Origin of the sequence: Streptomyces fagopyri, assembly GCF_009498275.1 — a bacterium.
In the GTDB taxonomy this organism is placed as follows: Bacteria; Actinomycetota; Actinomycetes; order Streptomycetales; family Streptomycetaceae; genus Streptomyces; species Streptomyces fagopyri.
In genome coordinates this window covers 789,388-814,967 of the sequence record NZ_CP045643.1, presented here as the reverse complement: position 1 = coordinate 814,967, position 25,580 = coordinate 789,388, and the positions used below count along the sequence as shown (strand labels likewise).

The following is a 25,580-nucleotide window of genomic DNA, read 5'->3' as shown; positions in this document are numbered from 1 at the left end:
ACGCCGGCCGCGCGGCGGGGCCGCTTCCCCGGTCCGGGCCCCGTGGACGCCGTGAGCCCGTGGCCCGCCACCAGGGCGGACCACGGCCTACGTCAGGCGTTCAACGGTTCTGATGGATCGTCAGGGAAACTGGGTGATCTTGGACGGGACGGTGTCCGTTCCCGAGGTCGGCGCGCCCGTGTTGTTGATGACGTGGGCGTACTGACCCTTGCCGCCGAGGGAGATCACCAGGATGTCGTGCATCTTGATGCCTGTCTTGACGGGGACCTGGAAGCCGTGTTGCTGGACGATCGTCGGATCGGACGTGAAGTTGCAGTAGCTGCCCAGCCCCCAGGCCTCGTGGACGTTGACACTGTCCGCGACCTTGTAGGCGGCGTAACCGACGATGCCGTCATGGGTGATGGCGGCCGCGTTCGGCACGTCGTAGGCCTTCTCGTTCTGGAAGAAGATCGTCCGGCCGCGTTCGCCGTTCCAGAGCACGTCGTACTTGTTGAAGTGCTCCACGAAGAGACCGGTGGTGAGGACGTCGTCGCCGTTCACCACCAGACCGTAGTCGGCCCGGTTGGTCTCCCAGCCGACTCCGGCGCCATGGTCGGCGCGCCAGATCCAGGTGTGGTCGACGATGGCGTCGTCACTGTTGACCACCACGGAGTTGGTGGCCAGACCGGGTCCCGCGCCGCCGATGCGGACGAACACGTCCTGCATGGTCGTCGGGTTGGCGGCGTGGTCGGCGGAGCTGCCCGCCGGGCCGATCTGCAGCAGGGTGTCGGACTTGGTGGAGCCCGCGTCGATGAGGAATCCGGCGAGCCGGACGCCGTCGACGTCGGCCACGTGCATGGCGTCGACCCCGTTGTCGGGAACGATGGTGGCCAGTCCCAGCCCGAGCACGACGGTGTTGGCGCGGGTCACGTTGATGGTCTGGTCGAGGTGGTACACGCCGGGCGTGAAGAGGAGGTTGAGGCCCTGGGCGAGCGCCGTGTTGATGGTCGCCGCGGTCGCGCCGGGCTTGACGACGTAGAACTGGTCCAGCGGCAGCGAGGTCCCGCCGGCGTTGGCGGGCCAGGACACACCGCGGGCGTTGGTCCGCTTGCCGGGCACGAACACCTTGTAGGTGTTGCCGTCCAGGTACAGGAACGGCTTCTCGCGGGAGACCGGTGTGTTGTCCAGGGTGGTGTACGGGCCGCTGTCGAAGTTGGTCGCCGGCGCGCCCTGGACACCGGAGAACGTCATGTTCCAGACGCCGTTCGTCCAGCCGCCGACCGAGCTGTCACGGGTGTACCACTGCTGCTGCGAATAGGGGCCGACCGTGCCGTCGATCTTCGAGTCGGCGATGTAGCCGCCGGACGCCCAGCCGTAGCCGTTCGGGGCGAGGTTGAGTCCGCCCTGGACGTGGATACGGCGGAACGGCGCCGCCTGGGCGACCGCCCAGCGGTCGGTGCCGTTGACGGGCCTGATGGCGAGGTTCTCCGCCGAACGCCAGAAGTTCTGGGTGGCGTTGCCGTTGAACCAGCCGGCGTCCACGGTGATGTCGCCGTTGATCTGCGTGTCGTCGGGGTTGAGTCCGAGCCCGGAGATCGAGGTGTAGAAGCCGAGTTGCGCGTTGATGCCGTTGTAGGTGCCCGGCTTCAGCAGGAACTGGTAACGGCCGGACCCGAACTGGCTGGTCTCCTGCTGGGCGAAGACCTGGTCGAACTTGGCCTGCAGATTGGGGGTGCTGGGATCCACGACGATGACGTTGGGACCGAGGTCCCCGCCGCCCTCGACCGGCGGAGTGCCGGTGGAGCCGGTGTGGACGGCGACCTCCCAGAGCGAGTAGCCGTAGGCGGTGCCGCGGACGGTCCCGTTGACGCGGAGGTAGCGGCCCGAGCCGGAGACGTCGTACGAGGCCGTGCCGCCGGTCCCGTTGGTGACGGACTTCAGAGTCGTCCAGTCCTGGCCGTTGGCCGACGACTGGATGGTGAACTCCTTGCCGTAGGCGGCCTCCCAGTTGAGGTCGACCTTGCAGATGTCCTGGACCGATCCCAGGTCCACCTGGACCCACTGGGGGTCGGACGCCTGGCTGGACCAGCGGGTTCCGGTGTTGTCGTCGAAGGCGCCGGAGGCGGGCGTGCCCGCGTTCTCGGTGGACGACGCGGTGGCGGGCCTGCCCTTGGCCGCGTTGGCCGTGTTGCAGTTCCCGGTCGGGGGAGTGCCGGTGTCGCTGGTGCCGAAGACCTGGAACTCCCAGAGCGAGTATCCGTACTGGGTGGCCCGGGTGACGCCGCTCATCCGCACGTAGCGGCCGTGGCCGGCCACGTCGAGGGTGTCGGTGCCGCCGTCGCCGCCGGTGACCGACTTGATGTCGGTCCAGGAACTCCCGTTGTCGGAGACCTGGATCTTGTAGTCCTTGCCGTAGGCCGTCTCCCAGTTGAGGACGACCTTGCTGAGGTTGGCGGCCGTTCCGAGGTCGACCTGCAACCACTGCGCGTCGGAGGCGGCCGAGGACCAGCGGGTGCCGATGTTGCCGTCGACGGCGTTCGCGGCGGGCGTTCCGGCGTTCTCGTCGGAGGAGGAGCTGGCTGTCCTGCCTTGGGAGAGGGGAGTCTCGGCCGCGGCAGCGGGCGAATGGGCGGGGAGGGCGATGAGCGCCGCCGCTGCGGCGAGCGCGATCCCCAAGGATCTGAGTCTCATGCGTTCACTCCGTTCGAAGGAGGGGACGGGCCGTGCGGGCCTCCCGAGGCCACGCACGACCCGTGACGGGGCACGCCCGGGCGACCTCCGTGCCGAGATCCGTGCTGCGGTCGAAGGGACCCGGAGGAGACGAAATGGCTTACTGGGCTGCTTAGTTCAGGCTTTGATTTAAGTCATGAGGCAATGCGCGGGCAACCCCTTGGACGCGTCTTCTTCACAGGCTCCGACGACGACGGGGATGCCGACGGCCCGGTCCGTACCGGGTGAGCTGCCCGGACGTGCCCGGCGTGGCCGGACGGCGGAGAGGGCCGCGATCAGAAGTTGAAGACGATGGCGACGCCTCGGAGGGCGTCCGCTCTGTCGGCTGCGGGCCTCTGTCGTGACAGGGAGTGCGAGGAGACGTCCCTCGGCGCCCTCGTCTGGGTGCAGAAGATGAACACAAGCGGGGAAGGGGGCGGCAACCACCCGTTCCTCCAAGGCTCCTGATGATCCGTCAATCCGGACTCGCGGCGGGCCGGCCTGGATCTCGAACTGTGCCACGACGTCGTCGACCGCGAGCCCGGTGACGATGCCCGTCAACGCGTCGGGCACGGAGGTGGGCGGCCCGCCGACTTCGGCGCGCTCGCCCTCCGCCGCACGCCGCTGGGCGAACCGCGCGAGCCCCGCGCCGAGCACCCGGTTCCCCGACCCGTCCCTGCCCAGGGGCAGCCGCCCCCGTCCGCCCGGCGGCGTGCGGTCTCCGGACGTACCCTCAGCACGCGCGCGGCCTGGCCAATGCTGTACGTCGGCACACGTCGGCACACGGGAACCCTGACGTGCGCCGCGGGACGGTGGCGCTTCCCCCTCCGTCCGTCCCGGGCAGGGCGGAGGAGGGCGGGTGCGCGACGGGTGGGCGGCGGGCAGGTCGTGTCAGGCCGGTTCGGCGTAGCGCGAACCCGCGAAATACCGTGCCGTCCGCTCCACCTCGTCGCCGTCGCGCAGCCGGCGCAGCTCGACGAGCGGGTAGGCCCGGTGTCCGTCGGTCAATTCGTGGGGCAGGTCGAAACCGTGGCCGGGGACCGGCCACAGCAACAGCCACAGGTGCTTCTCGGTCGCGCCGGGTCTGCGGGCCACGGCGACCGCCACCACCTGGTCCCAGCCGATCGCCACCTCAGGGACGTCGGCGCTCTGCACGGCCAGGCCGTCCGGTCCGATCCGCAGGCGCAGGGGCCGCACCCAGCTGCGGTAGGACAGCACACTCAGACACCACCCCAGCATCGCGCCCAACGGCGCGAGCGCGGCGGCCGGTTCGGGTCCCCAGGGGAGATGGCCGGTGAACAGCGGGACCGTCGCGGCCGTCCCGGCGACGGCGAGGGCGAGCGCCAGCAGCAGCCGAGCGCCGGTGTGGCGACGTGCGGTGAAGGTACGTGTCGCGACGGCGGGGTTCTCCGCGGCCCGGGGGGACGCGGCGGCGTCGGTCAGCGGCCCGAAGCCGGGGCCCTGCAGCGTCACGGGCCCGGGTGCCACCGCCCGGCGCAGCCCGTGCGGGGCCGCTTCGAGGCGCGGGCCCGCGTACCGGGTCAAGGCTTCGATCAACTGATCCAGACCTTGGTCGAGTTCGGCGGCGTCGGCCACGTCGTAGAAGCGCCGGCCGCCGGTGACGGATGCCCGCAGGCCCGGCAGTTCCGCGTCCTCAGTGGGAAAGACGTGGAGACGCGGGGGCGGCGGAGCGGTGGGGCCATCGTCACTGTCCACGTTGACCGCCGCCCTGTAGTGCAGGGCCACGCCCTCGATCTGTCCCCAGCCGAGACCCCCGTCGACCAGCGTGATGCCCTGCTCGTCGACGCGCAGGCTGAACGGGCGCGCCGCGCGGCGCAGTTCCCGGATCCCGGTGAGGACTCCCAGGGCGGCCAGGGCCATGAGGAAGTAGGCCGGGTCACGGTCCCGGCCGTTCGCCAGGACCGCCCACACGACCGCCCCGGCCTCGGCGGCGAGACCCCATCCCGTCCGGCGTCTTCCGCTCGCGCGCAGCCGTCCGCTTCTCGTGAACTCCATCATTCGCCCCCTTGCCGCTCTTGCGGCTCTCTGGTGGTCCCTCCGGCTCGTGGATCCACCGGGACCTCCGTCCGGCCCCGAGCCGCTTCGCCTGCTCTGCCCTCCAGGACGCCGCCGGACGCTCCGCAGAGGGGAACGGGGGATGAACAGACGGCGACCGTCGATGCTGCTCAGGCCGGTGCCGCTGAGGGGCGCGGGTGAGGAACGGGGTATGGGTGTTGAATGGGATACGGGGGTCTAAAGAGTGTCCTCACCCTCAACGGGCCCGGCGAAAGGTCCCTCATGACGAGCCTGACACGCGGACTGATGTACGGCGCCGCAGCGGGCGCCGCGGGAACCACGGTGCTCGACACCGTGAGCTACTGCGACATGGCGCTGCGCGGGCGTCCCGCCAGTTCCACACCGGAAGTGACCGTGCGCAGGCTCTCACAGGAGCTTCACGTCCCCATCCCGGGCGAAGGCGAGAAGCAGGACAACCGGGTGGCCGGCCTCGGCCCTCTGACCGGCTACGCCGCGGGTCTCGGCATGGGAGTGCTCCTCGGTGTCGCGCGCGCCGCCGGGTGGCGTCCGGCCTCCGCGACCCACTATGCGGTGGCCGCCGCCGGAGCCCTCGTCGCCACCAATGGTCCGATGACGGTTCTGCGGGTCACCGACCCGCGTACCTGGTCGGCCGTCGACTGGGCCTCCGACATCGTCCCGCACCTCGCCTACGCCGTGGTGACCGTGGGGGTCCTGGAGCGGATGATGCCGACGGCCGGCCGTCGGCGCGGCTGAGGGAGCGACGACAGCACCACGGCCATGGCACCGCGGACGGGGCGGCGGGGCGGCCTCAGTCCGTCCGGCTCGGTGAGATCGTCACCTTGAGGCTCTTCATCAGCGGCTGGTCGCTCTGGAGGCTGTAGTCGCTCGCCGAGATGAGGGCGTTCATCTCCGGCATGTAGCCGGCCGCGCAACTCCGAGGAATGTCGTAGGGCAGGGCGTGGTACTGGCGGAGCGTGCGCCGGGTGCCGTCCTTGGCCGTCGCCGTGATGTCGACGAGGCTTCCGTCCTTGATGTGCCGGGCGCGCATGTCGGCCCGGTTCATGAAGACCAGCGTGCGCAGGTTCTTGATGCCCCGGTAGCGGTCGTCGTCGGAGTAGATCGTGGTGTTCCACTGGTCGTGCGAGCGCATGGTCTGAAGGATCAGGGTGCCGTCCTGGGGGACGACGTCGGGCAGCGGGGCCGCCGAGAACTCGGCGCGTCCGGTGGGGGTGAGGAACACGAGTTCGCGGGCGGGCTGACGGATGCGGAAGCCCAGGGGGAGGCGGACGCGGCGGTTGAAGTCCTCGAAGCCGTCGAGCACCCGGGCCATGGTGTCGCGGATGCGGTCGTAGTCCTCGATGTAGTGCTCCCACGGCGTGGAGCTGTCGGGGAGGGTGGCGCGGGCCATGCCGGCGATGATGGCCGGTTCGGACAACAGGTCCCGTGAGGCGGGGCGCTTCATGCCCAGCGAGAGGTGGACCATGCTCATCGAGTCCTCGACCGAGGTGGCCTGCATGCCATGGCGCTGGTGGTCCTTCTCGGTGCGCCCCAGGCACGGCAGGATGAGGGCCTTCTTCCCATGGGCGAGATGGCTGCGGTTGAGCTTGGTGCTGACGTGCACGGTGAGGGCACAGCGGGCGAGGCCCTCGGCGGTGTAGGCGGTGTCCGGGGCGGCCAGGGCGAAGTTGCCTCCCATGCCGACGAACACCTTCACCTTCCCCTCGTGCATGCCCGCGACCGTGGCGACCGTGTCCAGGCCGTGCGGCCGCGGCGCGTCGATCCCGCAGACATCGTCCAGGCGCCGCAGGAACGCTTCGGTGGGCCGGTGGTCGATGCCGCACGTCCGGTTGCCCTGGACGTTGCTGTGGCCGCGCACGGGGGAGGGGCCGGCACCCTCACGGCCCAGATTTCCCCTCAGCAGCAGCACGTTGACGATCTCACGGATGGTGTCGACGCCGTGTTCGTGCTGGGAGACGCCCAGGCACCAGCTGATCAGGGTGCGGTCGGAGCGGGAGTAGATGTCCGCCGCCTTGAGGATCTCGGCGCGGGTCAGGCCGGACTGGAGCTCCAGCTCCTCCCAGGACGTGGCCTCGCAGACGGCCCGGTACGCGTCGAACCCGTGGGTGTGGCGGTCGATGAACTCACGGTCCAGGGCCTTGGGATCGTGCTCGGACTCCTCCAGCACGGCCTTGGCGATGCCTCGCAGCAGAGCCATGTCGCCGCCCGCGCGGACCTGGAGGTTGAGGGTGCTCGTCCGCGTCGACTTGAACAGCGCCATGTCCGTGATGTCGTGCGGCACGATGGTGCGGGTGGCGGCGGCTTCCACCAGCGGGTTGATGTGCACGATCTGCGCACCGCGCCGGTAGGCCTCGGCCAGCGCGGTCAGCATGCGCGGAGCGTTGGAGGCGGCGTTGACGCCCATGATGAACAGGGCGTCCGCGGTCTCCCAGTCCTTGAGGTCGGCGGTTCCCTTGCCGGTGCCGAGGGCGGCCTGGAGAGCGCGGCCGGAGGCCTCGTGACACATGTTCGAGCAGTCGGGGAGGTTGTTGGTGCCGAATTCGCGTGCCATCAGCTGGTACAGGAAGGTGGCCTCGTTGCCCAGCCGGCCGGAGGTGTAGAAGGCCGCCTGGTTCGGGCTCTCCAGTGCTCGCAGTTCGCCACCGATGAGGTCGAAGGCCTCCTGCCAGTCGATGGGGACGTAACGGTCGGTGGCGGCGTCGTAGACGAGGGGCTGGGTCAGGCGGCCCTGGTCCTCCAGCGCGAAGTCCGTCCAGGTGGAGAGCTCCGAGACCGTGTGGGCCGCGAAGAAGTCCGCGCCGACCCGCTTCGGGGTCATCTCCCACGTGACGTGCTTGATGCCGTTCTCGCAGATGTCGAGCTTGAGCCCCTTGGTGTCGTCGGGCCAGGCGCACCCGGGGCAGTCGAAACCGGTGTTCTCGTGGTTCATCCTGAAGATCGCGCGCGGGCCGTCGACCAGGGCTCTTTCCTTCACGAGGACGTGGGTGACGCTCTTGGCGGCGCCCCATCCGGCCGCGGGGTGGTGGTAGTGCACCTGCGACGGCTTCTTGTCCGTGCTCGGGCCCATGCCGCCGTCGGGCGTGCGGGGCGGTTCCTCATGTTCGGCAGGCGCCGACTCGTTCACGTCCGAGGCAGTCATATCCATCACCCTGCGATAGGTGGAAGGGGCGGGCTCCACAGGCTCCGATATTTCATGCTATGGGGCTATGTTCCGATTGTCCTGCGTGACCGGGCGCGACGGTCCGCCGCGACCGCCGCGCGGCCGGAGGCACCGGATCAGGCGTCGGCGGGCGGGCCGTCACCGCGCGCCGACCGTCGCCGTGCCACGGTCACCAAGAGCGCGGCGGTCACCAGGACGGCGGGAATCGCCGGCGCGAGGAGACGGGCCCAGCGCACCGCCGCACCACCCACCGCGGCACCGACCGGGAGCAGCAGGATGACCAGCGCGTTGTGCCGCTGCAGCTTCCTCTCGACCGTCGCCTGTGCCACGAGCCCCGTCAGAGCGCCGGTGATGTAGGCCGTCGTCACGCTGCTGCCGGCCACCACTCGGACGCTGCCGCTCTGGCAGCCCATCGCCGTGGCACCCACAGCGAGCAGGGCGCCACGGGCCGTCGTCCCCGGCGCACCGTCCAGAAACAGCCAGGCGGCGAACAGCGCCCACAGCAGCGCGCTCTCCGCCAGCAGTGCCCCGGCCACCCCGGTGAGCGGGGCAGGGCCCGACGTGGCGGTGATCCAGCTCCCCGCGGCGGCCCCCACCAGGTAGGCCGCGATGGCGAGCCCCGCGAGGTTGGCCAGCGAGAGGTGCCCGTTGCCCAGTGCCAGCCCCAGCAGCGCGGAGTTGGCCGTCATGACGCTCGTGAACACCCCGCCCAGCGCGAGGAAACTGACGGCGTTGACGGCGCCGCTCGCCAGCGTCAACAGGAACTGAGCCGTCCGCGCGTGTCCCGGCCACCCCCGCCCTCCGGACGCGCTCGCTCTCAACGCCATGCCGGTGAGGGGCGAAGCCGTGGCGGAGACGGACGGAACGAGGCCCACCACGGCCGGAACCGCGGCGGAGACGGACGCGACCGCGGCGAAGGCGACCGGAACGATGGCGAAGGCGGACGCGACTCCCGCGAGAGCGGACGGACCGGCGGCGAAGGCGGACGCGACCGCGGCGGAGACGGACGCGACCCCCGCGAGAACGGACGGACCGGCCCCGCACAGTCCACGTCCACGCCGCTCACCCGCCCTCGTCGGGATGGATGGTGCTCCGCCACAGTCTCGATGCCCTCAATCTAGGCGGACGCGGTGCCGTACGCATGCGCCGGCGGCCCGGGCGGGGGCACCCTGCGGCAGGCGGCCGAACCCCGTGTGGGCCCGGTCCGGGTCGGCCCGCGATCAAGGCCTTCGGGGCCGGCTCTTCCCCGGGCGGAGCGCCGCTGACTGAGTTGCCGGTGTCGTCGACCGGCGGCATTCTGGGAGGTAATCGTCCTGCGGCCCTCAAGAGTCGCGTAGGCACAGGGAATGGAGGGGCGGGGCCGGCCCCCCTCCCGGCCACGCGGTCGAAGCCGTTCGCAACGGACTGTCTGCCCTGGGGAACTGGAGGAGGCGGGCATGCAGGCGCACGAGACGTGGTTCACGCTCACCGAGGACGGCGGCGTCACCGACTGGACCCACGCGGCCACCGAGGCCACGGGAATGTCGGCACCCGAAGCCGAAGGCATCTCGGCGGGACACCTCCTCGGGCGGCTGCTCGGACCGGACGCGGACTGCGCCCTCAACCTCGAGGTGGGCCGCGACGCGGACGACGGCGACATCCGTGTGTGGGCGGTCCGGCACCGGGCCGAGGACACGATCGGTTCCATCTTCGATCAGTCCGTCGCGGGTCTCGAGATATACGACCTGAACCTGTGTGTACTGAGATCCAACCCCACCGCCCTGGCGATGCGCGGTCTGCCCGCCGACCAGGTCCTGCACCGACCGGTGGCGGACCTCGGCCCCGGCCTCCCCCTCGCCCCGCTCCTCGACCAGGTCCTCACCGGCTGTCTGCCGGCGGTCGGCGGAGAGATCCGAGGACGTGACCCCACGGGCGGCCCGCACACGTACCACGTGACCGCCTATCTGCTCCACGGGGTCTGCCACGAACCCGTCGGCATCGCCACCGTCATCCACGACATCAGCGAGCGGACCCGGACGCAGGCGGCGGCGGAGCTTCTCGCTCTGGCCCGTGGGCGGATCGGAACCACCCTCGACGCCACCCGCACCGCCCAGGAACTCGCCGCGGTCGCCGTCAAGGACTTCGCGGACGTCGCCTCCGTCGACCTGCTCGACGCCGTGCTGCGGGGGGACGACCCTCCCGAGCCACCCGTCGACGCCGATGTCCCCATGCGCCGGGCGGCGTTCGAGGGAAAGGACTGGATGACGGGCGTGTACGCGGTCGGTGAGCCCAGCCGATTCGTGTACCCCACCCCCTACACGCAGGTGCTCGCCGATCTCGCGCCGCGCCTGGTCGACCCGCACGCCACGCCGTCCGAGTGGCTGATGCACGACGGCGCGCGGGCCGGCGCGCTGCAACGCGCGGGCATCCACTCGATGATCGTCACGCCGCTGGCCGTCCACGGCCGGGTGCTGGGACTCGCGTGTTTCTACCGCGGCCCCCGGCATCCGGAACCCTTCACGACCGACGACGTCCCGCTGGCGGCCGAGTTGGGCAACAACGCGGCCATCCACATCGAGAACGCCCGCCGCTACGTCCGTGAGCACACCGTCGCCATCAGCCTTCAGCGCAGCCTCGTGCCCCGGGTGCTGCCGACCGTCTCCGCGATCAGCACGTGCCACTTCCACCTTCCGGGAATCGGCCAGGCCCTCTGGTTCGACGTCATCGAACTGTCCAGTGCCCGGGTCGGCCTCGTCATCGGCCGGATTCCCGATCAGGGGCTGGCCGCGGCGGCCACCGTGGGGAGGTTCCGTACCGCCGTGTCGACACTCGCCGCGCTGGACCTGTCCCCCGACGAACTGCTGGCCCACCTGGACGACGCCGCCCAGCGCATCGCCCGCGAGGGGTCCTCACCCGCGTCCTGCGGGGCGGCTCACGCGTGCTGCCAGTACGCCGTCTACGACCCCGTGGGCGGACACCTCACCATGGCCAGCGCCGGCTGGCCGCCACCGCTGATCACCCCGGCGGAGGGCGTGACCCCGGACAGCCTCCAGCGGATCGTCGGACCACCCCTGGGAAACCACGCCAGCTACGAGAGCGTCCACGTCCCTCTCGTACCGGAGAGCCTGCTCACGCTGTACTCCCCCTCGCTGCTGGGCACCGGACCGCAGGCCGACGAACGGCTCTCCCTGCTGCGTGAGATCAGCGGCCGCCCGGCCACCGACCCCAAGGCCACCTGCGACGCCGTCGTGTACAGCCTGCTGCGTGAACCGCCGGCGGACGGGGTCGCCCTGCTCGCGGTCCGCACCCACCGCCTCCCCCGAGACCAGGTCGCCTCATGGCGGTTTCCCCCCGAGGCGTCGGCCGTCGCCGATTGCCGGCACCGGGTCCGCGGTCAACTGGAGCGCTGGGGACTGGACTCGCACGCGTTCACGGCGGAGATGGTCGTCAGCGAACTCGTCACCAACGTCATCCGCCACGCCACCGGCACGGCCACCGTGCGGCTGATCCGGGACCAGTCGCTGACCCTGGAAGTCTCCGACGAGGCGACGACCGCCCCCCATCTGCGGCACGCCCGCATCCAGGACGAGGACGGCCGCGGCCTGCTCATCGTCGCCGCCCTCACCGACCGCTGGGGCACCCGCTACACCGAGGAGGGCAAGACGGTGTGGACCGAGGAGCCCCTGCCCTGACGGCCGCACCACGCCGCGGCCACCCGGGGGCCCGCGCGTAGCCCGTCCGGGTGGCACCCCGCGCCGCGCCGCACTCCGGACGTCCCGGATGTGCCGTCACAGCGCGAGCATGGACCGGGTGTCGCATCCAGTGAGCAAGGCCCTGGCGGCCGTCGGAGACCCGTCGCAGTTGCTCCCGGCCCGGGAGCAGATGGCGTTCACTCTCGGCTTCCACATCATCCTGGTGCCCTTCGGCGTCGCTCTGACCGCTCTCATGCTCATCGCCCACTACCGCGGCCTGCGCCATGGCGACGGGGACGCCCTGCGGCTGGCCAGGCGCTGGTCGAAGGTGGCCGCCGTGCTCTTCGCGGTGGGGGCGATCACCGGCACGGTGCTGTCGTTCGAACTCGGCATCCTGTGGCCCGGCCTGATGGGTGACTACGGAGCCGCCTTCGGGATGCCGTTCGCGGTGGAGGGCCTCTTCTTCTTCCTCGAGGCCATCTTCGTCTCGATCTACCTCTACGGCTGGAACCGGCTCCCGCCCTGGGCCCACTTCTGGACGGGAGTCCCGGTCGTGCTGGCCAGCCTCGGCGGCGCGGCGGCCGTCATCGCGGCCAACAGCTGGATGAACCAGCCCGGCGGGATCACCCTGCGCGACGGTCATGTCACCGCCGTACGGCCGCTGCGCGTCTTCTTCAACGGAGCGTTCTGGTACGAGACCGTGCACATGCTCCTGGCCGCCTACATCGTGGCCGGGTTCACGGTCGCGGGCGTGTACGCCGCCGGCATGCTCAAGGGACGCCGGGACCGCCACCACCGCCTCGGGTTCCTCATCGGGTTCCTCGTCGCGGCGGCGGCCATTCCCGTGCAGATCTTCGTCGGCGACACCGTGGCACGCCAGGTGTTCCAGGACGAGCCCGCCAAATTCGCGGCGATCGAACTCCTGCCCGCGACCGGTGACCATGTGCCGGAGAACCTCGGCGGGTTCCTGGTCGACGGCAAGGTCAGGTACGGCCTTCCCGTCCCGGACATGGCGTCGATCCTCGCCGGCTTCACCCCCTCGACCGAGATCAAGGGGCTGGAGGCCATTCCGGCCGAGGTGCGGCCCACCGACCGCAGCGTCACCATCGTGCACCTGGCCTTCGACGTGATGGTCGGCACCACCTTCCTCATGTTCGGCCTCGTCCTGTGGTTCGCCTGGCTGTGGTGGCGAGGACGGACGATGCCCACCAACCGCTGGTTCCTGCGAGGCGCCGCCGTCAGCGGGCTCGTCGCTGTCGTCTGCCTGGAGAGCGGCTGGGTCGTCACCGAGGTGGGCCGCCAGCCGTGGACCGTGGTCGGTCTGCTGCTCACGCGGCAGGCCGTGACGACGCGGGGCAACCTGTGGCCGCTGTTCGGGGCGACCGTCGCCCTGTACGCGGCGGTCGGCATCGGTGCCGTCCTGGTCCTGCGCGGAATGGCCCGGCACTGGCGGACCGCGGGCGACGAGACCGTCTACGTCCCCTACGGACCCGAGCAGCCCTTCGCCGCGTCCGGCACGGCAGGAGAAGAGCGATGAACCTCAGTGACGTGGTCGCCCTGGTCATGTTCGTCGGTGTCGTCGCGTACGCGCTGTTCGGCGGCGCGGACTTCGGCGCCGGCTTCTGGGACCTGACGGCCGGGGGAGCCGAACGGGGCAAGAACCCCCGCCATCTGGTCGACCTGTCGATCGGTCCGGTCTGGGAGGCCAACCACACCTGGCTCATCTACTGCCTGGTGATGCTGTGGAGCGGGTTCCCCACCGCGTTCGCCGCGATCACCACGACCCTGTATCTGCCACTCGTCCTCGCCGCCCTCGGGATCGTGCTGCGCGGAGCCGGCTTCGCCTTCCGCAAGGTCTCCGTGCGCACGCCCCAACAGCGCCTCAACGGCACCCTGTTCGCGGCCTCCTCCGTACTGACCCCCTACTGCTTCGGCAGCATCGCCGGTGGCATCGCCTCGGGCCGTGTGCCCTCCGGCGGCAACGGCGACGCCGTCACCAGCTGGCTCAACCCCACCTCCGTCCTCGGTGGCATCCTGGCCGTCGTCAGCTGCGCCTACCTCGCCGCCTTCTACCTCGCCACGGCGGCCCACCGACTCGACGACGCCGGCCTCGAACGGTACTTCCGCCACCGCGCCCTGCTGGCCGGCGCCGTGGCGGGGGTCGTCAGCATCGCCGGGATCTTCGTGCTCAGGACCGACGCGCCCCGGCTGTTCCACCAGCTCAGTCACCGAGGGCTGCCGCTCATGGCGCTCGCGGCGCTCTGCGGCATCGTGGGCATGGCGGGGGCACGCCTGGGCCGGCGCGCCGGCCGGCGCGAGATCGCCGCGCTGGCCATCGCCGCCGTGGTCGTCGGCTGGGGGGTGGCCCAGTACCCCTTCCTGCTCGGCACGCATCTGCGCATCCACGAGGCCGCGGCTCCGGACACCACACTGGCCGTTCTCCTCGGCGTCGCCTGTGTCGCCGCCCTGATCATCCTGCCGTCCCTGATCCTGCTCTTCCGCCTCTCCGGCCAGGGCAGACTCCGGGCCCGCACATGAGCACCGCTCACATGTCCGCGCCCGCCCCTGACCCCGCCCGCCCCTGACCGCTCCGGCGCCGCCGCCGATCCCGGTCCCCGGACGCCGGTCCGCCCGGGGACCGGGTCCCTTCGGGCCGGGGTCGTCCCGGGTTCAGAAACCGAAGTCGCTGAGGCTCGGGTAGTCGGGCGGGCGCGGGCCCGAACGGTCCCAGTCGAAGGCGCGTTCCGAGGCCGTGATCGGCACGTCGTTGATGCTCGCGTGGCGCACGCTCATGAGCCCGTCGTCGCCGAACTCCCAGTTCTCGTTTCCGTAGGCGCGGAACCAGTCGCCGGTGGCCGTGTGGTACTCGTAGGCGAAGCGGACGGCGATCCGGTTCCCGCCGAACGCCCACAACTCCTTGATCAGCCGGTATTCGCGTTCGTTCTCCCACTTGCGGGTGAGGAAGTCGACGATCTCCTCGCGTCCGTTGATGAAGAGCGAACGATTACGCCAGCGGCTGTCCTCGGTGTAGGCCAGCGAGACCTTCTCGGGGTCACGGGTGTTCCAGGCGTCCTCGCCTGCCCTGACCTTCAGCACGGCACTCTCGGCATCGAACGGCGGATAGGGCGGCTTCCCGGCCATCGTCAGCTCCTCGGACTCATGAGCGGAATGGGGTGGGGGTGCGGTAGGCCCAGTGTCCCCATGGGTGACGTGCCGCGCATCCGCGCGTCCCGTGGTTGCCCGGAGTCCGGGGTCCAGGACATTTGACTTGAAGCGCTTGAGGTGTCGCAGGCTCCTTCATGACGGACACGACGGAGGACGAACGGTGAGTCTGACCATTCAGGAGATGGCGCGGCGCTCGGGCTTCAGCGAGCCCACGCTCCGCTACTACGAGAAGGTCGGCCTGCTGGGAGTGGTGGGCCGTGACGAGTCCAGCGGGCACCGCCGGTACGAACCGGCGACGGCCGACCGGGTCGTGGCCCTGGCCTGTCTGCGCTCGGCCGGAATGACGGTCGCCGGCATGCGCCGCTACGTGGACCTGCTCCCTCTCGGCAACGCCGCGGCGGCGGAGCAGCGCGACCTGTTCGCCGGCCAGGCCGAGAGGCTGGCGGAGGACATCGAACGGCTGAAGTCACGTCTGGCCTACCTCCGGGGGAAGACCCGGATGTGGGATGCCCGTCTGCGGGGCGACGCCGTCGCCGAACACCGGGCGATCGAGGCGGTCACGCTGATCCTCGAACAATTCGAACCCTGAAGGACTGAGTGAAATGGCTGCAGAAACCCCTGTCCCCGGCGCCTCCGGTGCGGGAACCGTGCTGGTGACCGGCGCGACCGGATACGTCGGCGGTCACCTGGTCGCCCGGCTGCTGAGTGAGGGCCACCGGACCAGGGTGACGGTCCGGGAGCCCGGTCGTGACACCGAGGTCCTCGCACTCGTGCGGCAGGCCGGGGCGGACCGGGAGGATCTTCTCGAATTCGCCGTGGCGGATCTGTCCGCCGACACGGGCTGGGCGGCCGCGGTGGACGGCGTGAGTCATGTGCTGCACGTGGCGTCGCCCTTTCCCGTCACGCCGCCGGAGAACGAGGACGAACTCATCCTTCCGGCGCGCGACGGCGCGCTGCGCGTCATCTCCGCGGCCCGGACCGCGGGCGTACGACGCGTGGTGATGACGTCGTCCTTCGCGGCGGTCGGCTACACCGTGAAGCCCGACGCCCGGTACTCGGAGGAGGACTGGACCGACCCGGACACCGAGGGCCTCCCCGCGTACCACAAGTCCAAGGTCCTCGCGGAGCGCGCGGCGTGGGACTTCGTCGAGGCGAACGGGGGGATCGAGCTCGCGGTCGTCAACCCCGTGGGCATCTTCGGTCCCGTGCTGGGACCGCGCCTGGCCGCGTCGACCAACATCGTCAGGTCCATGTTGACCGGGCGGATGCCGGTGGTACCGCTCATGTACTTCGGTGTCGTCGACGTCCGCGACGTCGTGGACCTGCACCTGCGCGCCATGCTTCATCCCAAGGCGGCGGGAGAGCGCTTCCTCGCGGTGGGCGGACCGTCGATCAGCTTCCTCGGCATGGCCGAGGTCCTGCGGGCCCACCTGCCCGCCGCGGCCGACGCGCTGCCGTCCTCGGAGCTCACCGTCGAAGAAATGCGGGAAGCGGCGAAGACGGAGCCGGCACTACGGGACGCGGCGGGTCTGGGAGGCCGTGTTCCCGTCATCAGCAACGCCAAGGCGCGCTCCGTGCTCGACTGGGAACCCCGCGACGTCACCCGGACGGTCCTCGACACCGCTGACAGTCTCATCGGCCTGGGACTGGTGACCCCGGTCGGCAAGCCCTGAAGGCATCCGACGGGGACCGCGGGACAGCCCTCGGCGCCGGGCGCCGGCGCCCCTTCTCCGTGACTCAGGACGCCCGCGTCGTCCTGCGGTAGTCCCGGGGTGAGACGCCGGTGACCCGTTTGAACGCCGTACTGAGCGCGCTCTCGGAGCCGTAGCCGACCGTGCGGGCGATGACGGAAACGGTGTCGGTGCCGCGCCGCAGGTGGCGGGAGGCGAGTTCCACCCGCCACCGGGTGAGGTAGTCGAGCGGTCCACGGCCCACCGTGCTCTTGAAGCGCGCGGCGAGCGTCGACCGCGACACGGCACAGGCCACCGCGAGCTCGGCGACCGTCCACGGGTGCTCCGGACGGCCGTGCAAGGACGTCAGCGCCGCCGCCACCACGGGATCCCCGAGGCCCGCGAGCCAGCCGGAAACGGCCCCGGGCTCACGCGCGAGGTGCAGGCGCAGGACGTGGACGAGCATGACGACCGCCAGGTGCTCCGCGACCAGTGCCGAGCCCATGGGGCCGTCCCGCAGTTCCCGGTCGATCTGGGCGAGTGCCCATCGCAGGGTCTCGGCCTGCGCCGTTCCCGCGGGTACGTGGATCACCGGAGGCAGGTTTTCGAGCAGCAGTGCGCGCGCCCGGTCGCCGAACGAGAAACGGCCGCCGACGAGGGCGACGTCGTCCTCGCCGTCGCCCGCTCGCGCGACGCCGCCCTCGGGCGAGGCGAAGACGAGGGCGGCGTCCACGGCCTCCGTCTCAAGGTCGCCGCGGAGGGTGAAGGGCCTCGGCTGAGTCAGCAGATAGCAGTCCCCCTCCGCCAAGGCGAGCGGGTCCCCCGTGCCGTCCACTTCGAGGAGGCAGTGACCGCGCCGGACGGCGTTGAACTTCACGCCGGACGGGGCGTCGAACCGGACGGCCCACCGGCCCCCGGCGACCAGTCTCGTGGAGAGGTGCCCCCTGGTGTCGAGCAGGGTCAGCACATCCTCCAGGGGATCCACCACGGACTCCTTCTGGACGTTCGAGCAAGTTTCTCGGACTCTCTCTTATGGATCGTCCATGGTCATGGCCGTAGCGTCAAGAACGTCCACGGCACCCCATGAAGAGGCCCCCCATGTACGACGATCACGACCGACTGACCACCCCCTTCCACTCGCACGCCACCGCCGCGGAGGTCATCCACGGCGTGGACCTCACCGGACGCCGGGCCATCGTGACCGGCGGAGCCTCCGGGATCGGTGTCGAGACCGTCCGCGCCCTGGCCGCAGCCGGAGCGGAGGTCACCATCGCCACGCGCGCCCCCGCCTCCGCCGCGGGACTCGTCCACGAACTCACGGCCGCGCACGGCTCCGGATCGGTGCACGCGGCGCCGCTCGACCTCGCGGACCTTCTGTCCGTCGACGCCTTCGCGCGCACCTGGCGGGGCCCGCTCGACATCCTCGTCGCCAACGCGGGGATCATGGCCCTCCCGGAACGCACGGTCAGCGCCCAGGGCTGGGAGCTCCAGCTCGCGACCAACCACCTCGGGCACTTCGCCCTGGCCACCGCGCTGCACGGCAGTCTGCGAGCGGCCGGCTCGGCCCGCGTCGTCATCGTCAGCTCGGGGGCGCACCTGACCGCCGGGTTCGACTTCGACGACCCCCAGTTCGAGCGACGCCCCTACGACCGCTGGACGGCGTACGGCCAGTCCAAGACCGCGGACGTACTGCTGGCGGTGGGCGCCCGCCGCTGGGCCGCGGACGGGATCACCGCCAACGCGCTCAACCCGGGGTGGATCAGCACGAACCTCCAGCGGTACCTCGACGACGACACCATGCGGGCCCTGGGCGCCATCGACGAGAAGGGCGACATCATCCCGCAGCCCTACTACAAGGAGCCCGCCCAGGGAGCCTCGACGTCCGTGCTGCTGGCCGCGTCGCCTCTGGTGAGCGGTGTCACCGGACGCTACTTCGAGGACAACGAGGAGGCGCGCCTCGTCCGGGGCCCGGAGGAGCGGCCCGGCGGAGTCGCCACGCACGCGCTCGACCCCGAGGCCGCGGACCGCCTCTGGGACCACGCCACCGCCGTCGTCGGCGCGGCCCTGCGCTGACCCCGCCGGACGCACGTCCCGAAAGCCGGACCCCGGCGAGCGGACTCAGCCCGTGGCCGTCGGGAGGAGCGGGAGGAGCGGGCGGTGCGGGAGCGCCCCCGCGTGCGGGACGCGTTCGAGGACTCCGCCGGCGAAGACGTCGTACAACGGCAGGGTCTCCAGGTGGACGTACCCGATGTGGCAGTCGCACGCGGTGAGCGGGCACGGCCTCGGGGCGAGCGCGGAGCGGTAGGACCCGTCGTAGAGGTTGCCGAGTTCCGTCCGGACGAAGTGGCAGCGCCGGACGGTGCCCTCTCCGTCGACCGAGATGACGCTCCGGCCGGTCCGGCAGGGCAGCCCCGCCGAGCGGTGGGGATGGCGGCTGTAGGGGAAGAGCGGGTCCAGCGCGGTCCACTCGGCGGCCTGCTCGTCGGTGTAGGTGTGGCCTTCGGCGGCGTTGATCCACAGGTACACGTGCGAGGGGAGGTCCGCGCGCAGCCGCCGTGCGTGGTCCAGGTGACCGGGCAGACCGACCACGCCGACGCTGAACCGGATCCCCAGGTCGGACAGGCGGTGCGTCCTGCCGAGGAAACGCTCGTAGGGCGTCTGCCCCGGATGGTAGGTGCACCACAGGGCGACGGTGTCGGCCTCCGCCCGTGCGAGCCAGTCGGTGCGGCAGCTGAGGTTGGTCTGGACGGCGACGCGCCCGATGTGCGGCTCGTGGGAGAGTTCCACCAGAGCCCGGCGGTACCACGAGCGGGTCAGTCCCTCGCCCCACGGCGTGAACAGCACGGACAACCGGTGCCCGTGCGGACCGCGTGCCCAGGCCACGAACCGTTCGAGCGCGGCACGGTCGGCGCGCAGTTGCGCGGTGCTGTCGCGGCGCTTGGCGAACGGGCAGTACGGGCAGTCGTAGTCGCAGGAGGCGAGAGGCCCCCGGTACAGGACGGTGAGGTCCGTCAGGTCCATGGGGCCCGTCACTTCGACTCGTACGCGGTCATGGCGTCCCTGACGGCCGGGGAGAAGAACTCGGGCCCGATGGCGTCCGAGTGGGCGAGTCCCTCGGGAGAGAGCCTGAAACGCTCCGTCCCCGCGTCCTGGAGCCAGCCGCGCCGGGCGAGGACGTCCAGTTCGGCGGCGAAGTCGTCGGCGGGAGTGGTGCCGAAGCGCCGCAGGTAGTCACCGGATTCCAGGCCCTCGGCCTGGAGCAGCGACTGCAACAGGTGCCGCCGCCGCGCCTCGTCCTCGTCCACCCAACGCCCGTGCAGAGCACGCGAGAAGTCCTCGGTCGCGCTGTAGTCGTCGATGATGGCCCGCACCTCGCGCATCGACACGGCGTAGTCGAAGGAGTAGTGCAGAGCGGAGGTGTACGACCGTGCCCCGCAGCCCAGTCCGATCATGCCGTCGGTCTGGCACGCGTAGTCGTCCGGCCCCTGCGAAGGAGCGTCGGCGCGGCGGAACATGCGCATCGACACCTGCTCGTAGCCCTCGGACAGCAGATGGTCGCGGCCCTCGCGGTAGAGGCGCAGTCGCTGCTCGTCCCAGTCGCGGTCGGCGATCCGCGCGTCGGCGTGGCGGCCCAGACCGGTGAGCGGACGGATGTAGAGCGGGTACAGGTAGATCTCCTCCGGCCGCCAGGCGAGGGCGGCGTCGAGTGAGTACCGCCAACTGGCCGTGGTCTGCCCGTCGATGCCGTAGATCAGGTCGATGTTGAGGACCGGGACGGCCGACTCCCGAATGCGGGTGAGCGCGGCCTCGACGTCGGCACGCCGCTGTGGGCGCACGGCGGCACGGGCCTCCTCCTCGACGAAGCTCTGCACCCCGAGACTCAGTCGTGTCGCGCCGCGGCGGACCAGGACGGCCAGCCGGTCGGCGCTCGCCGTCGCGGGCGACGCCTCCACGGACAGGGGGACGGACCTCAGGTCCGCGCCCATGTCGCGCTCGGCGATGTCGCAGAGGCGCTCCAGCTCCGCTGCCTCCAGGAACGTGGGCGTGCCGCCGCCGAAGGCCGCGTTGGCGAACCGCGGCGGCGGCTCGTCACCGAGCGCCTCGCGTACGGCGACGGCCTGCCGGCTCAGGGCGTCGAGATAACGGCCGGTCAGCCCGTCCGGGGCACCGACGCGCGTGAACAGGTTGCAGAAGCCGCACCGCACCTCGCAGAACGGTATGTGCAGGTACAGCGACAGCGCCTGCCGTGATTCGCCCGCCCACAACTGCTCCAGCGCGGGGCGCGGTTCGAGCGGCCGATAGGCGGTCTTGTGCGGATAGGCGTACAGGTAGCTCTGATACGGGCGGGGCACGGTGTGCGCCGCGGCCACGGGGGCGACGGTCATGCGGAGGGCTCCAGGAAGAAGTGGCTGTAGGGGACGGTCCACACGGCCTCGTGGCCCAGACGGTGGCCGGTGTAGCCGTCGTCCCCGTACGCCGTGCCGTGGTCGGAGCAGACGATGGCGAAGCAGCGACGGCGTGCGGACATCGCGGAGAACAGGCGTCCCACATGGCGGTCGACGTACTCCAGCGCCGCGGCGTGGGTGAGGCGGCTGTCACCGGTGTCCCGGCCGGCGCCCTCCAGGTGGAACCAGTTCGGCTGGTGCAGCGCGGACGCGTTGAGGAAGAGGAACAGCCGCTGCCGCGCGGGCAGTTCGGACACGACCTGCTCGGCCCGCGCGACCTGGGACTCGAAGGACGTCGGCGAGGCCACGGAGAACTCCGGTTCCCAGTGGCTCTCCTGGAAGAGCCCGGGCAGGACGTCGCCCAGGGCTCCCCGCTTGTTGAAGAAGCCGACGCCGCCGATGCACACGGTGTGATAGCCGCGGGCGGCCAACGCCGACACGACGTCCGGGGTGTCGAAGACGAACGTACGGTCCTCGGTCGTCTCGCTGCCGGCGAACCGGGCCGCGAACAGCCTTGGATGGGGTCCCGGGGAGGCCGGGGTGGGCAGGAACCCCGCGAACATCGCCTGGTGCGACGCGTAGGTGAAACTGCCCGGAGCGTGCCGCTTCTCCCAGACGCCGCCCGGTAGATGCGCCGCCAGGTTCGGCAGACGGCCCGCCGCCGCGAGTTCGACGGCGACATCGTGGCGCAGGGTGTCGAGGGTGAGCAGCAGCAGGTCGTCCCGGCCCACCACCTCGTTCATGTCGGGCGTCGGGAGCGCGTCGGCCGGCGCCGCCGGACGGGTGCCGGTGGGAGAGTCAGAGTGGGGCATGGAGTGTCCTTGAACGGTGGTGCGGTGAGGGAGCGGCCCGTGGGGCGAACCGGGCGGGCCATCGCGGGCCGAGGGCCGCGATCTGGGCGGCGTAGGTGTCCAGCCCCGCCGCGGGGCCGCCCGGCAGGCCGGTGAGCCGGGGCAGCAGGTCACCGAACGCGTTGACCTCCCCGACGGCGAACCGGCGCCAGCCGACGGCGGGCAGCAGGTCGACGCCCACGCACAGGGTCGCCGGGAAGCAGGCGGCGGCCTGTTCGCAGATGCCGAGCGCCTCGGCCCACCGGTCACCGGCGAGGGCCCGGACGGCGGACAGATCACCGCGGGTGCCGCCGAGATGGAGATTGGTGAGCGGGAAGCGGCTGGTACGGACGACGGCGTGGGTGGCCCGGCCCGCCACGACGAGGACGCGCAGGTCCGCCGACCGGTTGCCCAGGGACGCCTTCGGCAGCCAGCGTTCGATGTGCAGTCCGTCCGGCGCGAGCCTGTCCACGATCGCGGCGACCTCGGACTCCTCGGTGTAGTGGCGCACCCGGAGCGAGTTGTGCAGCCTGCCGTCCGCGACCTCCACGGAGGTCGTCGCCCGGACGCGTCCCGCCGTCGTCGTCTCGACCGCCAGCACGCCGGAAGCCGACGAGCCGTGAGCGAGCTTCACGAACGCCCGCCGCAGACCCGCCTCCGCCATCCGGGCCCGCACCGCCGGCCAGTCCCCGGCCGGAGCCGTGTCGCCCGAGGTCGGGGAGACCGGCACCGGTACGCCCGCGCCCCGCAGGAGGGCGTGGCAGAGCCGCTTGTCGAACAGGACGGCCAGATCCCCGGGCGCGTCGAGCCGCCGTCCGCCGCGCAGGGAGGCCACGCCGTCGAGGAAGCGCGCGTACCAGCGCGCGGAACCCTCCACCCGGGTCGGATCGTCGACGCCGCGCAGCAGCCGGTCCACCTCCGCGTTCTCCCCCGGGGAGTCCAGGCGGACGATCTCGTCGTCGGCGAACTCGTGCCCGCCCTCGCGCAGCACGTCACGCCACTCGACCACGCGGGGTGTGCCGTGGCCGGCGGCCTCGGCCGCCGCGGTGAACAGGGCGACCCTCCGGTTCTCCCCGTTGGCGACGACCGCCCACCGATTCGGGTCGCCGTACGCGTCCCCGCCGTCCGCTCCGGACATTCTTCCGTCCTCCGTCCGCCCGGTACCGTCGTGCTACTCGCCCACCGCCACGAAGCGCCAGACGGTTCCGTCCTCCTCCTCGTCGGACTCGGCGTCGTCCTGATCGGCGCGGACCTCCACACCGTGCGGTTCCAGCGTCTCCAGGAGCCGCGAACGGACCTTCGCGCTCAGGTAGTTGTGATGCAGGTCGAGTGACCTCAGATGGGTCAGCGGCTGGCCCGACAGCAGTGCCGCGGCACCGTCGTCGGTGAGGACGCCCATGGAGACGTCGAGGGTGTCGAGGCGCGCCACCACGGGCGCCGAGGCCAGCGAGGAACAGATGGCGTCCTGGATCTCGCTGTTGCGCAGGGCCAGGTGCTTCAGGGCGGGCAGGCGGTTCCCGGCGAAGAACGGCTCCAGGTCGCCCGCCTCGTAGTCACCGCCGTACTCGGACGTGCCCAGCCACAGGTCGAGATGGACCAGCGCGGGCAGGTCGCTGCCGGCGACCCCCCTGACCGCCTCGGCGGGCATCCCGCCGGTCTCCACCGTCAGCCTGCGCAGCCGCTCGTGGCGGACGGCGGGGAAGACCAGCTGGTTGCCACCGCGGACACCGAACTCCTCCAGCAGCGGAAAGGCCTCCAGCACGGGAGAGACGTCGCCCTGGACGATCCAGGAGATCTCGCACTCCTCCATCACGACGTCCGCGAGGAAGACCGCGCGCAGTTCGGGCAGCCGGTCGCGGGCCGCCACGAGCGCCTCGATCACCTCCGTCGGAGCGCTGTCGTAGACATCGCTCCAGGCGCCCACGACCAGGGCCCGGACCCGCGTGGTGTCGACGGCTTCGAGGAACCGGGCGAAAGCGTCGGGCCACGACTCCTGGCTGTCGTAGGAGTCGACGGCCACCCGCCAGGCGACGGATTCCGGCGACGGGAGAGCGGAGACCCGCAGGGGTTTGTCGGCCGCCTCCGGGAAGGTGAACGCGGGCAGTCCGTGAAACTCCTGCAGGTGGCTTCCGATGGTCATGCGCGCCCGCTCCTTCGTGCATCTGGTCGGTGGTTCGACGGTCGTGATCGTGCCTGGTGCGCGCTGACCGCGTTCCCAGGTACCGGAGTTCTACCAAGACCCACTGACAGCCCCGCGCGGCGGGGGAGTGTCAGTGGCCGCCCCTACGGTTTCTCGCACGGCACGCACGGTGCCTCGACGGAGGGAGACGCATGTACCGGCAAGGAGATGTCCTCATGGTGTCGTTGGCGCCGGACGCGGTACCCGCCGCGGCGGTCGACGCGCCGTCCGAGCCGCGTGACGGCCGGGGCCGGCTCGTCCTCGCGCTGGGCGAGGTCACCGGCCACGCGCACGCGGTGGTGGGCCCCGGGCGGCTGATCAGAGAGGCCGGGGTGTTCGGGCCCATGCTGCTGCACGTCCCGGACGGAGCGCGGGTCGTCCACGAGGAACATGCGGCGATATCCCTCCCGAAGGGCTGGTACCGGGTCGTCAGGCAGCGGGAGTACGTGCCGGGTTCGGTGCGGATCGTCGCCGACTGAACCCATGGGGGCGCGAAGGCGCCCGCGGGGCGGTGACGCACATCCGCCGGTGCTCGCGGTGGTGCCGCCTCTCGGCGGCACGACGGGCACGACGGGCACGGCGACAGGGACGGGCCGGGCGGCCGGAGAGCGGCGCCTCCACGGCCGTACCGAAGGACTGGGGAGAGAACGGACATGGCGGAGATGGATAGTTGGCGTACGGTGGCGGCGGCCACGGGGGCCGCGGATCGTGCCGCGGCCGAGGAGGGGATCCGGCTCGCCTACCGGAGCGCGGGACTGACGGGGCCCGAACGCGTGGTCTGGGCGCGCTCCCCGCGTGAGGCGGTTCAGGTGCTCATGGGCACGCCGGGCCCGGACGGGGCGGCGCTGACAGGGGACGAGACCGGCGCGAGCGTGCGCCCCGCCGTACTGAGCGCGCCGTGGGCAGCGGAACGCGACCGAGCCCACCGGCGGTTGGGGCCGCAGGGGTGGAGCGGCCACTGGCATGCCACGGGGGCCGGCCTGTGGGAGTCGACCCGCGTCCTGGTCGACCGGATCCGCGCGGGAGTCGTCGAGCAGCTGGCCGACGGCAGGGAGACGGAGACCCGGGTCCGGCTCCTGCTGCTCGACGCCGCGCTCGGGCAGCACGACGCGGCCTGGCTGTCCGCGTTCGACACGGATCGCCCGGGTCCGCTGGGCGGGGCGGCCATGGTCGCCCGCGCGGCCGGCTGGTGGTGGCCCTACGAGCGGGTGGCGGTCGTCTGTGAGCGGCCCACGGAGCTCCACCGCGACGAGGCGGGCCGCCTCGACCGAGCTGACGGACCCGCGCTCGGGTACGAGGACGGATTCGAGCTGTACGCCTGGCGTGGCATGCCCGTCCCGGGCGAGTTCCTCGGCGAGCTCGCCTCGCTCGACCCGAAGCGCATCCGTGACGAGGAGAACGCCGAACTCCGCCGTGTGATGCTGGAGTTCTACGGTTACGACCGGTATCTCGCCGAGTCGGGAGCGGTTCCCGTGCACCGGGACGAGACCGGGATCCTGTGGCGGCTCGAACTCCTCGGGGACGAGGACGTGGTGATGGTGGAGGTCGTCAACTCCACTCCGGAGCCCGACGGTACGAGTCGCACGTACTGGCTGCGCGTCCCACCGACGACGCGCACGGCCCGTGAGGGAGTGGCGTGGACGTTCGGCATCGCGGCCGAGGTCTACCAGCCGCTCCGGCAGACGTGAGCGCACTCGGCCGCCCGTCTTCCCGAGCG

General features: G+C 71.4%; 20 protein-coding genes. 9 read left to right on the top strand and 11 right to left on the bottom strand.

Going from position 1 to position 25,580, the window contains the following annotated elements; genetic code table 11:
- Positions 1-120: 120 nt before the first annotated feature.
- On the bottom strand, positions 121-2,670 hold the full coding sequence (locus GFH48_RS03440) for a discoidin domain-containing protein (RefSeq protein WP_153286817.1): 2,550 nt from the start codon (positions 2,668-2,670) through the stop codon (positions 121-123).
- Positions 2,671-3,579: 909 nt separating this feature from the next.
- Entirely contained in the window at positions 3,580-4,704 is a 1,125-nt protein-coding gene (locus GFH48_RS03435) for a hypothetical protein (RefSeq protein WP_153286816.1), read from the bottom strand.
- A gap of 282 nt (positions 4,705-4,986) precedes the next feature.
- On the opposite strand from GFH48_RS03435, the gene GFH48_RS03430 reads away from it, so the two are divergent.
- Positions 4,987-5,478: a hypothetical protein gene (locus GFH48_RS03430; RefSeq protein ID WP_153286815.1), complete on the top strand. Its 492-nt coding sequence runs from the start codon at positions 4,987-4,989 to the stop codon at positions 5,476-5,478.
- Between the two features lie 55 nt (positions 5,479-5,533).
- On the opposite strand, the gene GFH48_RS03425 is transcribed toward GFH48_RS03430, so the two are convergent.
- Both GFH48_RS03425 and GFH48_RS03420 read right to left on the bottom strand, forming a co-directional pair.
- A complete protein-coding gene (locus tag GFH48_RS03425) occupies positions 5,534-7,882 on the bottom strand; it encodes an FdhF/YdeP family oxidoreductase (RefSeq protein WP_153286814.1) in 2,349 nt (782 codons plus the stop codon).
- A gap of 137 nt (positions 7,883-8,019) precedes the next feature.
- Positions 8,020-8,730 carry a YoaK family protein gene (locus GFH48_RS03420; RefSeq protein WP_153286813.1) on the bottom strand — a complete coding sequence of 237 codons (711 nt, stop codon included), beginning with the start codon at positions 8,728-8,730 and terminating at the stop codon, positions 8,020-8,022.
- A 609-nt stretch (positions 8,731-9,339) separates the two neighbouring features.
- On the opposite strand from GFH48_RS03420, the gene GFH48_RS03415 reads away from it, so the two are divergent.
- From GFH48_RS03415 to GFH48_RS03405, 3 genes are all read left to right on the top strand, one after another.
- Positions 9,340-11,574: an ATP-binding SpoIIE family protein phosphatase gene (locus GFH48_RS03415; protein WP_194280483.1), complete on the top strand. Its 2,235-nt coding sequence runs from the start codon at positions 9,340-9,342 to the stop codon at positions 11,572-11,574.
- Between the two features lie 109 nt (positions 11,575-11,683).
- Positions 11,684-13,111: a cytochrome ubiquinol oxidase subunit I gene (locus tag GFH48_RS03410; RefSeq protein WP_153286811.1), complete on the top strand. Its 1,428-nt coding sequence runs from the start codon at positions 11,684-11,686 to the stop codon at positions 13,109-13,111.
- Positions 13,108-14,112 carry a cytochrome d ubiquinol oxidase subunit II gene (locus GFH48_RS03405; protein WP_153286810.1) on the top strand — a complete coding sequence of 335 codons (1,005 nt, stop codon included), beginning with the start codon at positions 13,108-13,110 and terminating at the stop codon, positions 14,110-14,112. Before GFH48_RS03410 ends, GFH48_RS03405 begins: the two co-directional genes overlap by 4 nt.
- A 132-nt stretch (positions 14,113-14,244) precedes the next feature.
- Here the strand turns inward: GFH48_RS03405 and GFH48_RS03400 are convergent, their stop codons facing one another.
- A complete protein-coding gene (locus tag GFH48_RS03400) occupies positions 14,245-14,715 on the bottom strand; it encodes a nuclear transport factor 2 family protein (RefSeq protein WP_153286809.1) in 471 nt (156 codons plus the stop codon).
- A gap of 184 nt (positions 14,716-14,899) precedes the next feature.
- Here GFH48_RS03400 and GFH48_RS03395 point away from each other — a divergent pair, with 184 nt between their 5' ends.
- Positions 14,900-15,328, top strand: a complete 429-nt coding sequence (locus GFH48_RS03395; RefSeq protein ID WP_228120327.1) for a MerR family transcriptional regulator — start codon at positions 14,900-14,902, stop codon at positions 15,326-15,328.
- A gap of 13 nt (positions 15,329-15,341) precedes the next feature.
- Positions 15,342-16,412, top strand: coding sequence for an NAD-dependent epimerase/dehydratase family protein (locus GFH48_RS03390; protein ID WP_153286808.1), 1,071 nt, complete (start codon positions 15,342-15,344; stop codon positions 16,410-16,412).
- 64 nt (positions 16,413-16,476) lie between these two features.
- Here the strand turns inward: GFH48_RS03390 and GFH48_RS03385 are convergent, their stop codons facing one another.
- Positions 16,477-17,394, bottom strand: coding sequence for an AraC family transcriptional regulator (locus GFH48_RS03385; protein ID WP_153286807.1), 918 nt, complete (start codon positions 17,392-17,394; stop codon positions 16,477-16,479).
- A gap of 113 nt (positions 17,395-17,507) precedes the next feature.
- Between GFH48_RS03385 and GFH48_RS03380 the strand changes: the two genes are divergently transcribed.
- Positions 17,508-18,482 carry an SDR family NAD(P)-dependent oxidoreductase gene (locus GFH48_RS03380; protein ID WP_153286806.1) on the top strand — a complete coding sequence of 325 codons (975 nt, stop codon included), beginning with the start codon at positions 17,508-17,510 and terminating at the stop codon, positions 18,480-18,482.
- A gap of 45 nt (positions 18,483-18,527) precedes the next feature.
- Here the strand turns inward: GFH48_RS03380 and GFH48_RS03375 are convergent, their stop codons facing one another.
- From GFH48_RS03375 to GFH48_RS03355, 5 genes are read right to left on the bottom strand one after another with little or no spacing between them, the layout of a single operon-like run.
- Positions 18,528-19,430, bottom strand: a complete 903-nt coding sequence (locus GFH48_RS03375) for an STM4011 family radical SAM protein (protein WP_153286805.1) — start codon at positions 19,428-19,430, stop codon at positions 18,528-18,530.
- 8 nt (positions 19,431-19,438) lie between these two features.
- Positions 19,439-20,794, bottom strand: coding sequence for an STM4012 family radical SAM protein (locus GFH48_RS03370; protein ID WP_153286804.1), 1,356 nt, complete (start codon positions 20,792-20,794; stop codon positions 19,439-19,441).
- Positions 20,791-21,597 (bottom strand): STM4013/SEN3800 family hydrolase, encoded by an 807-nt coding sequence (locus tag GFH48_RS03365; RefSeq protein ID WP_153292699.1) that lies wholly within the window; start codon positions 21,595-21,597, stop codon positions 20,791-20,793. The genes GFH48_RS03370 and GFH48_RS03365 overlap by 4 nt, the downstream gene beginning before the upstream one ends.
- A gap of 55 nt (positions 21,598-21,652) precedes the next feature.
- The gene (locus GFH48_RS03360; protein ID WP_194280482.1) at positions 21,653-22,822 is read right to left on the bottom strand and encodes an STM4014 family protein; all 1,170 of its coding nucleotides are present in this window, start codon (positions 22,820-22,822) and stop codon (positions 21,653-21,655) included.
- A 33-nt stretch (positions 22,823-22,855) separates the two neighbouring features.
- A complete protein-coding gene (locus GFH48_RS03355) occupies positions 22,856-23,824 on the bottom strand; it encodes an STM4015 family protein (RefSeq protein ID WP_153286803.1) in 969 nt (322 codons plus the stop codon).
- Between the two features lie 191 nt (positions 23,825-24,015).
- Between GFH48_RS03355 and GFH48_RS03350 the strand changes: the two genes are divergently transcribed.
- Both GFH48_RS03350 and GFH48_RS03345 read left to right on the top strand, forming a co-directional pair.
- Entirely contained in the window at positions 24,016-24,342 is a 327-nt protein-coding gene (locus GFH48_RS03350; protein ID WP_153286802.1) for a hypothetical protein, read from the top strand.
- Between the two features lie 174 nt (positions 24,343-24,516).
- Entirely contained in the window at positions 24,517-25,551 is a 1,035-nt protein-coding gene (locus GFH48_RS03345) for a DUF6745 domain-containing protein (protein ID WP_153286801.1), read from the top strand.
- Positions 25,552-25,580 lie beyond the last annotated feature (29 nt).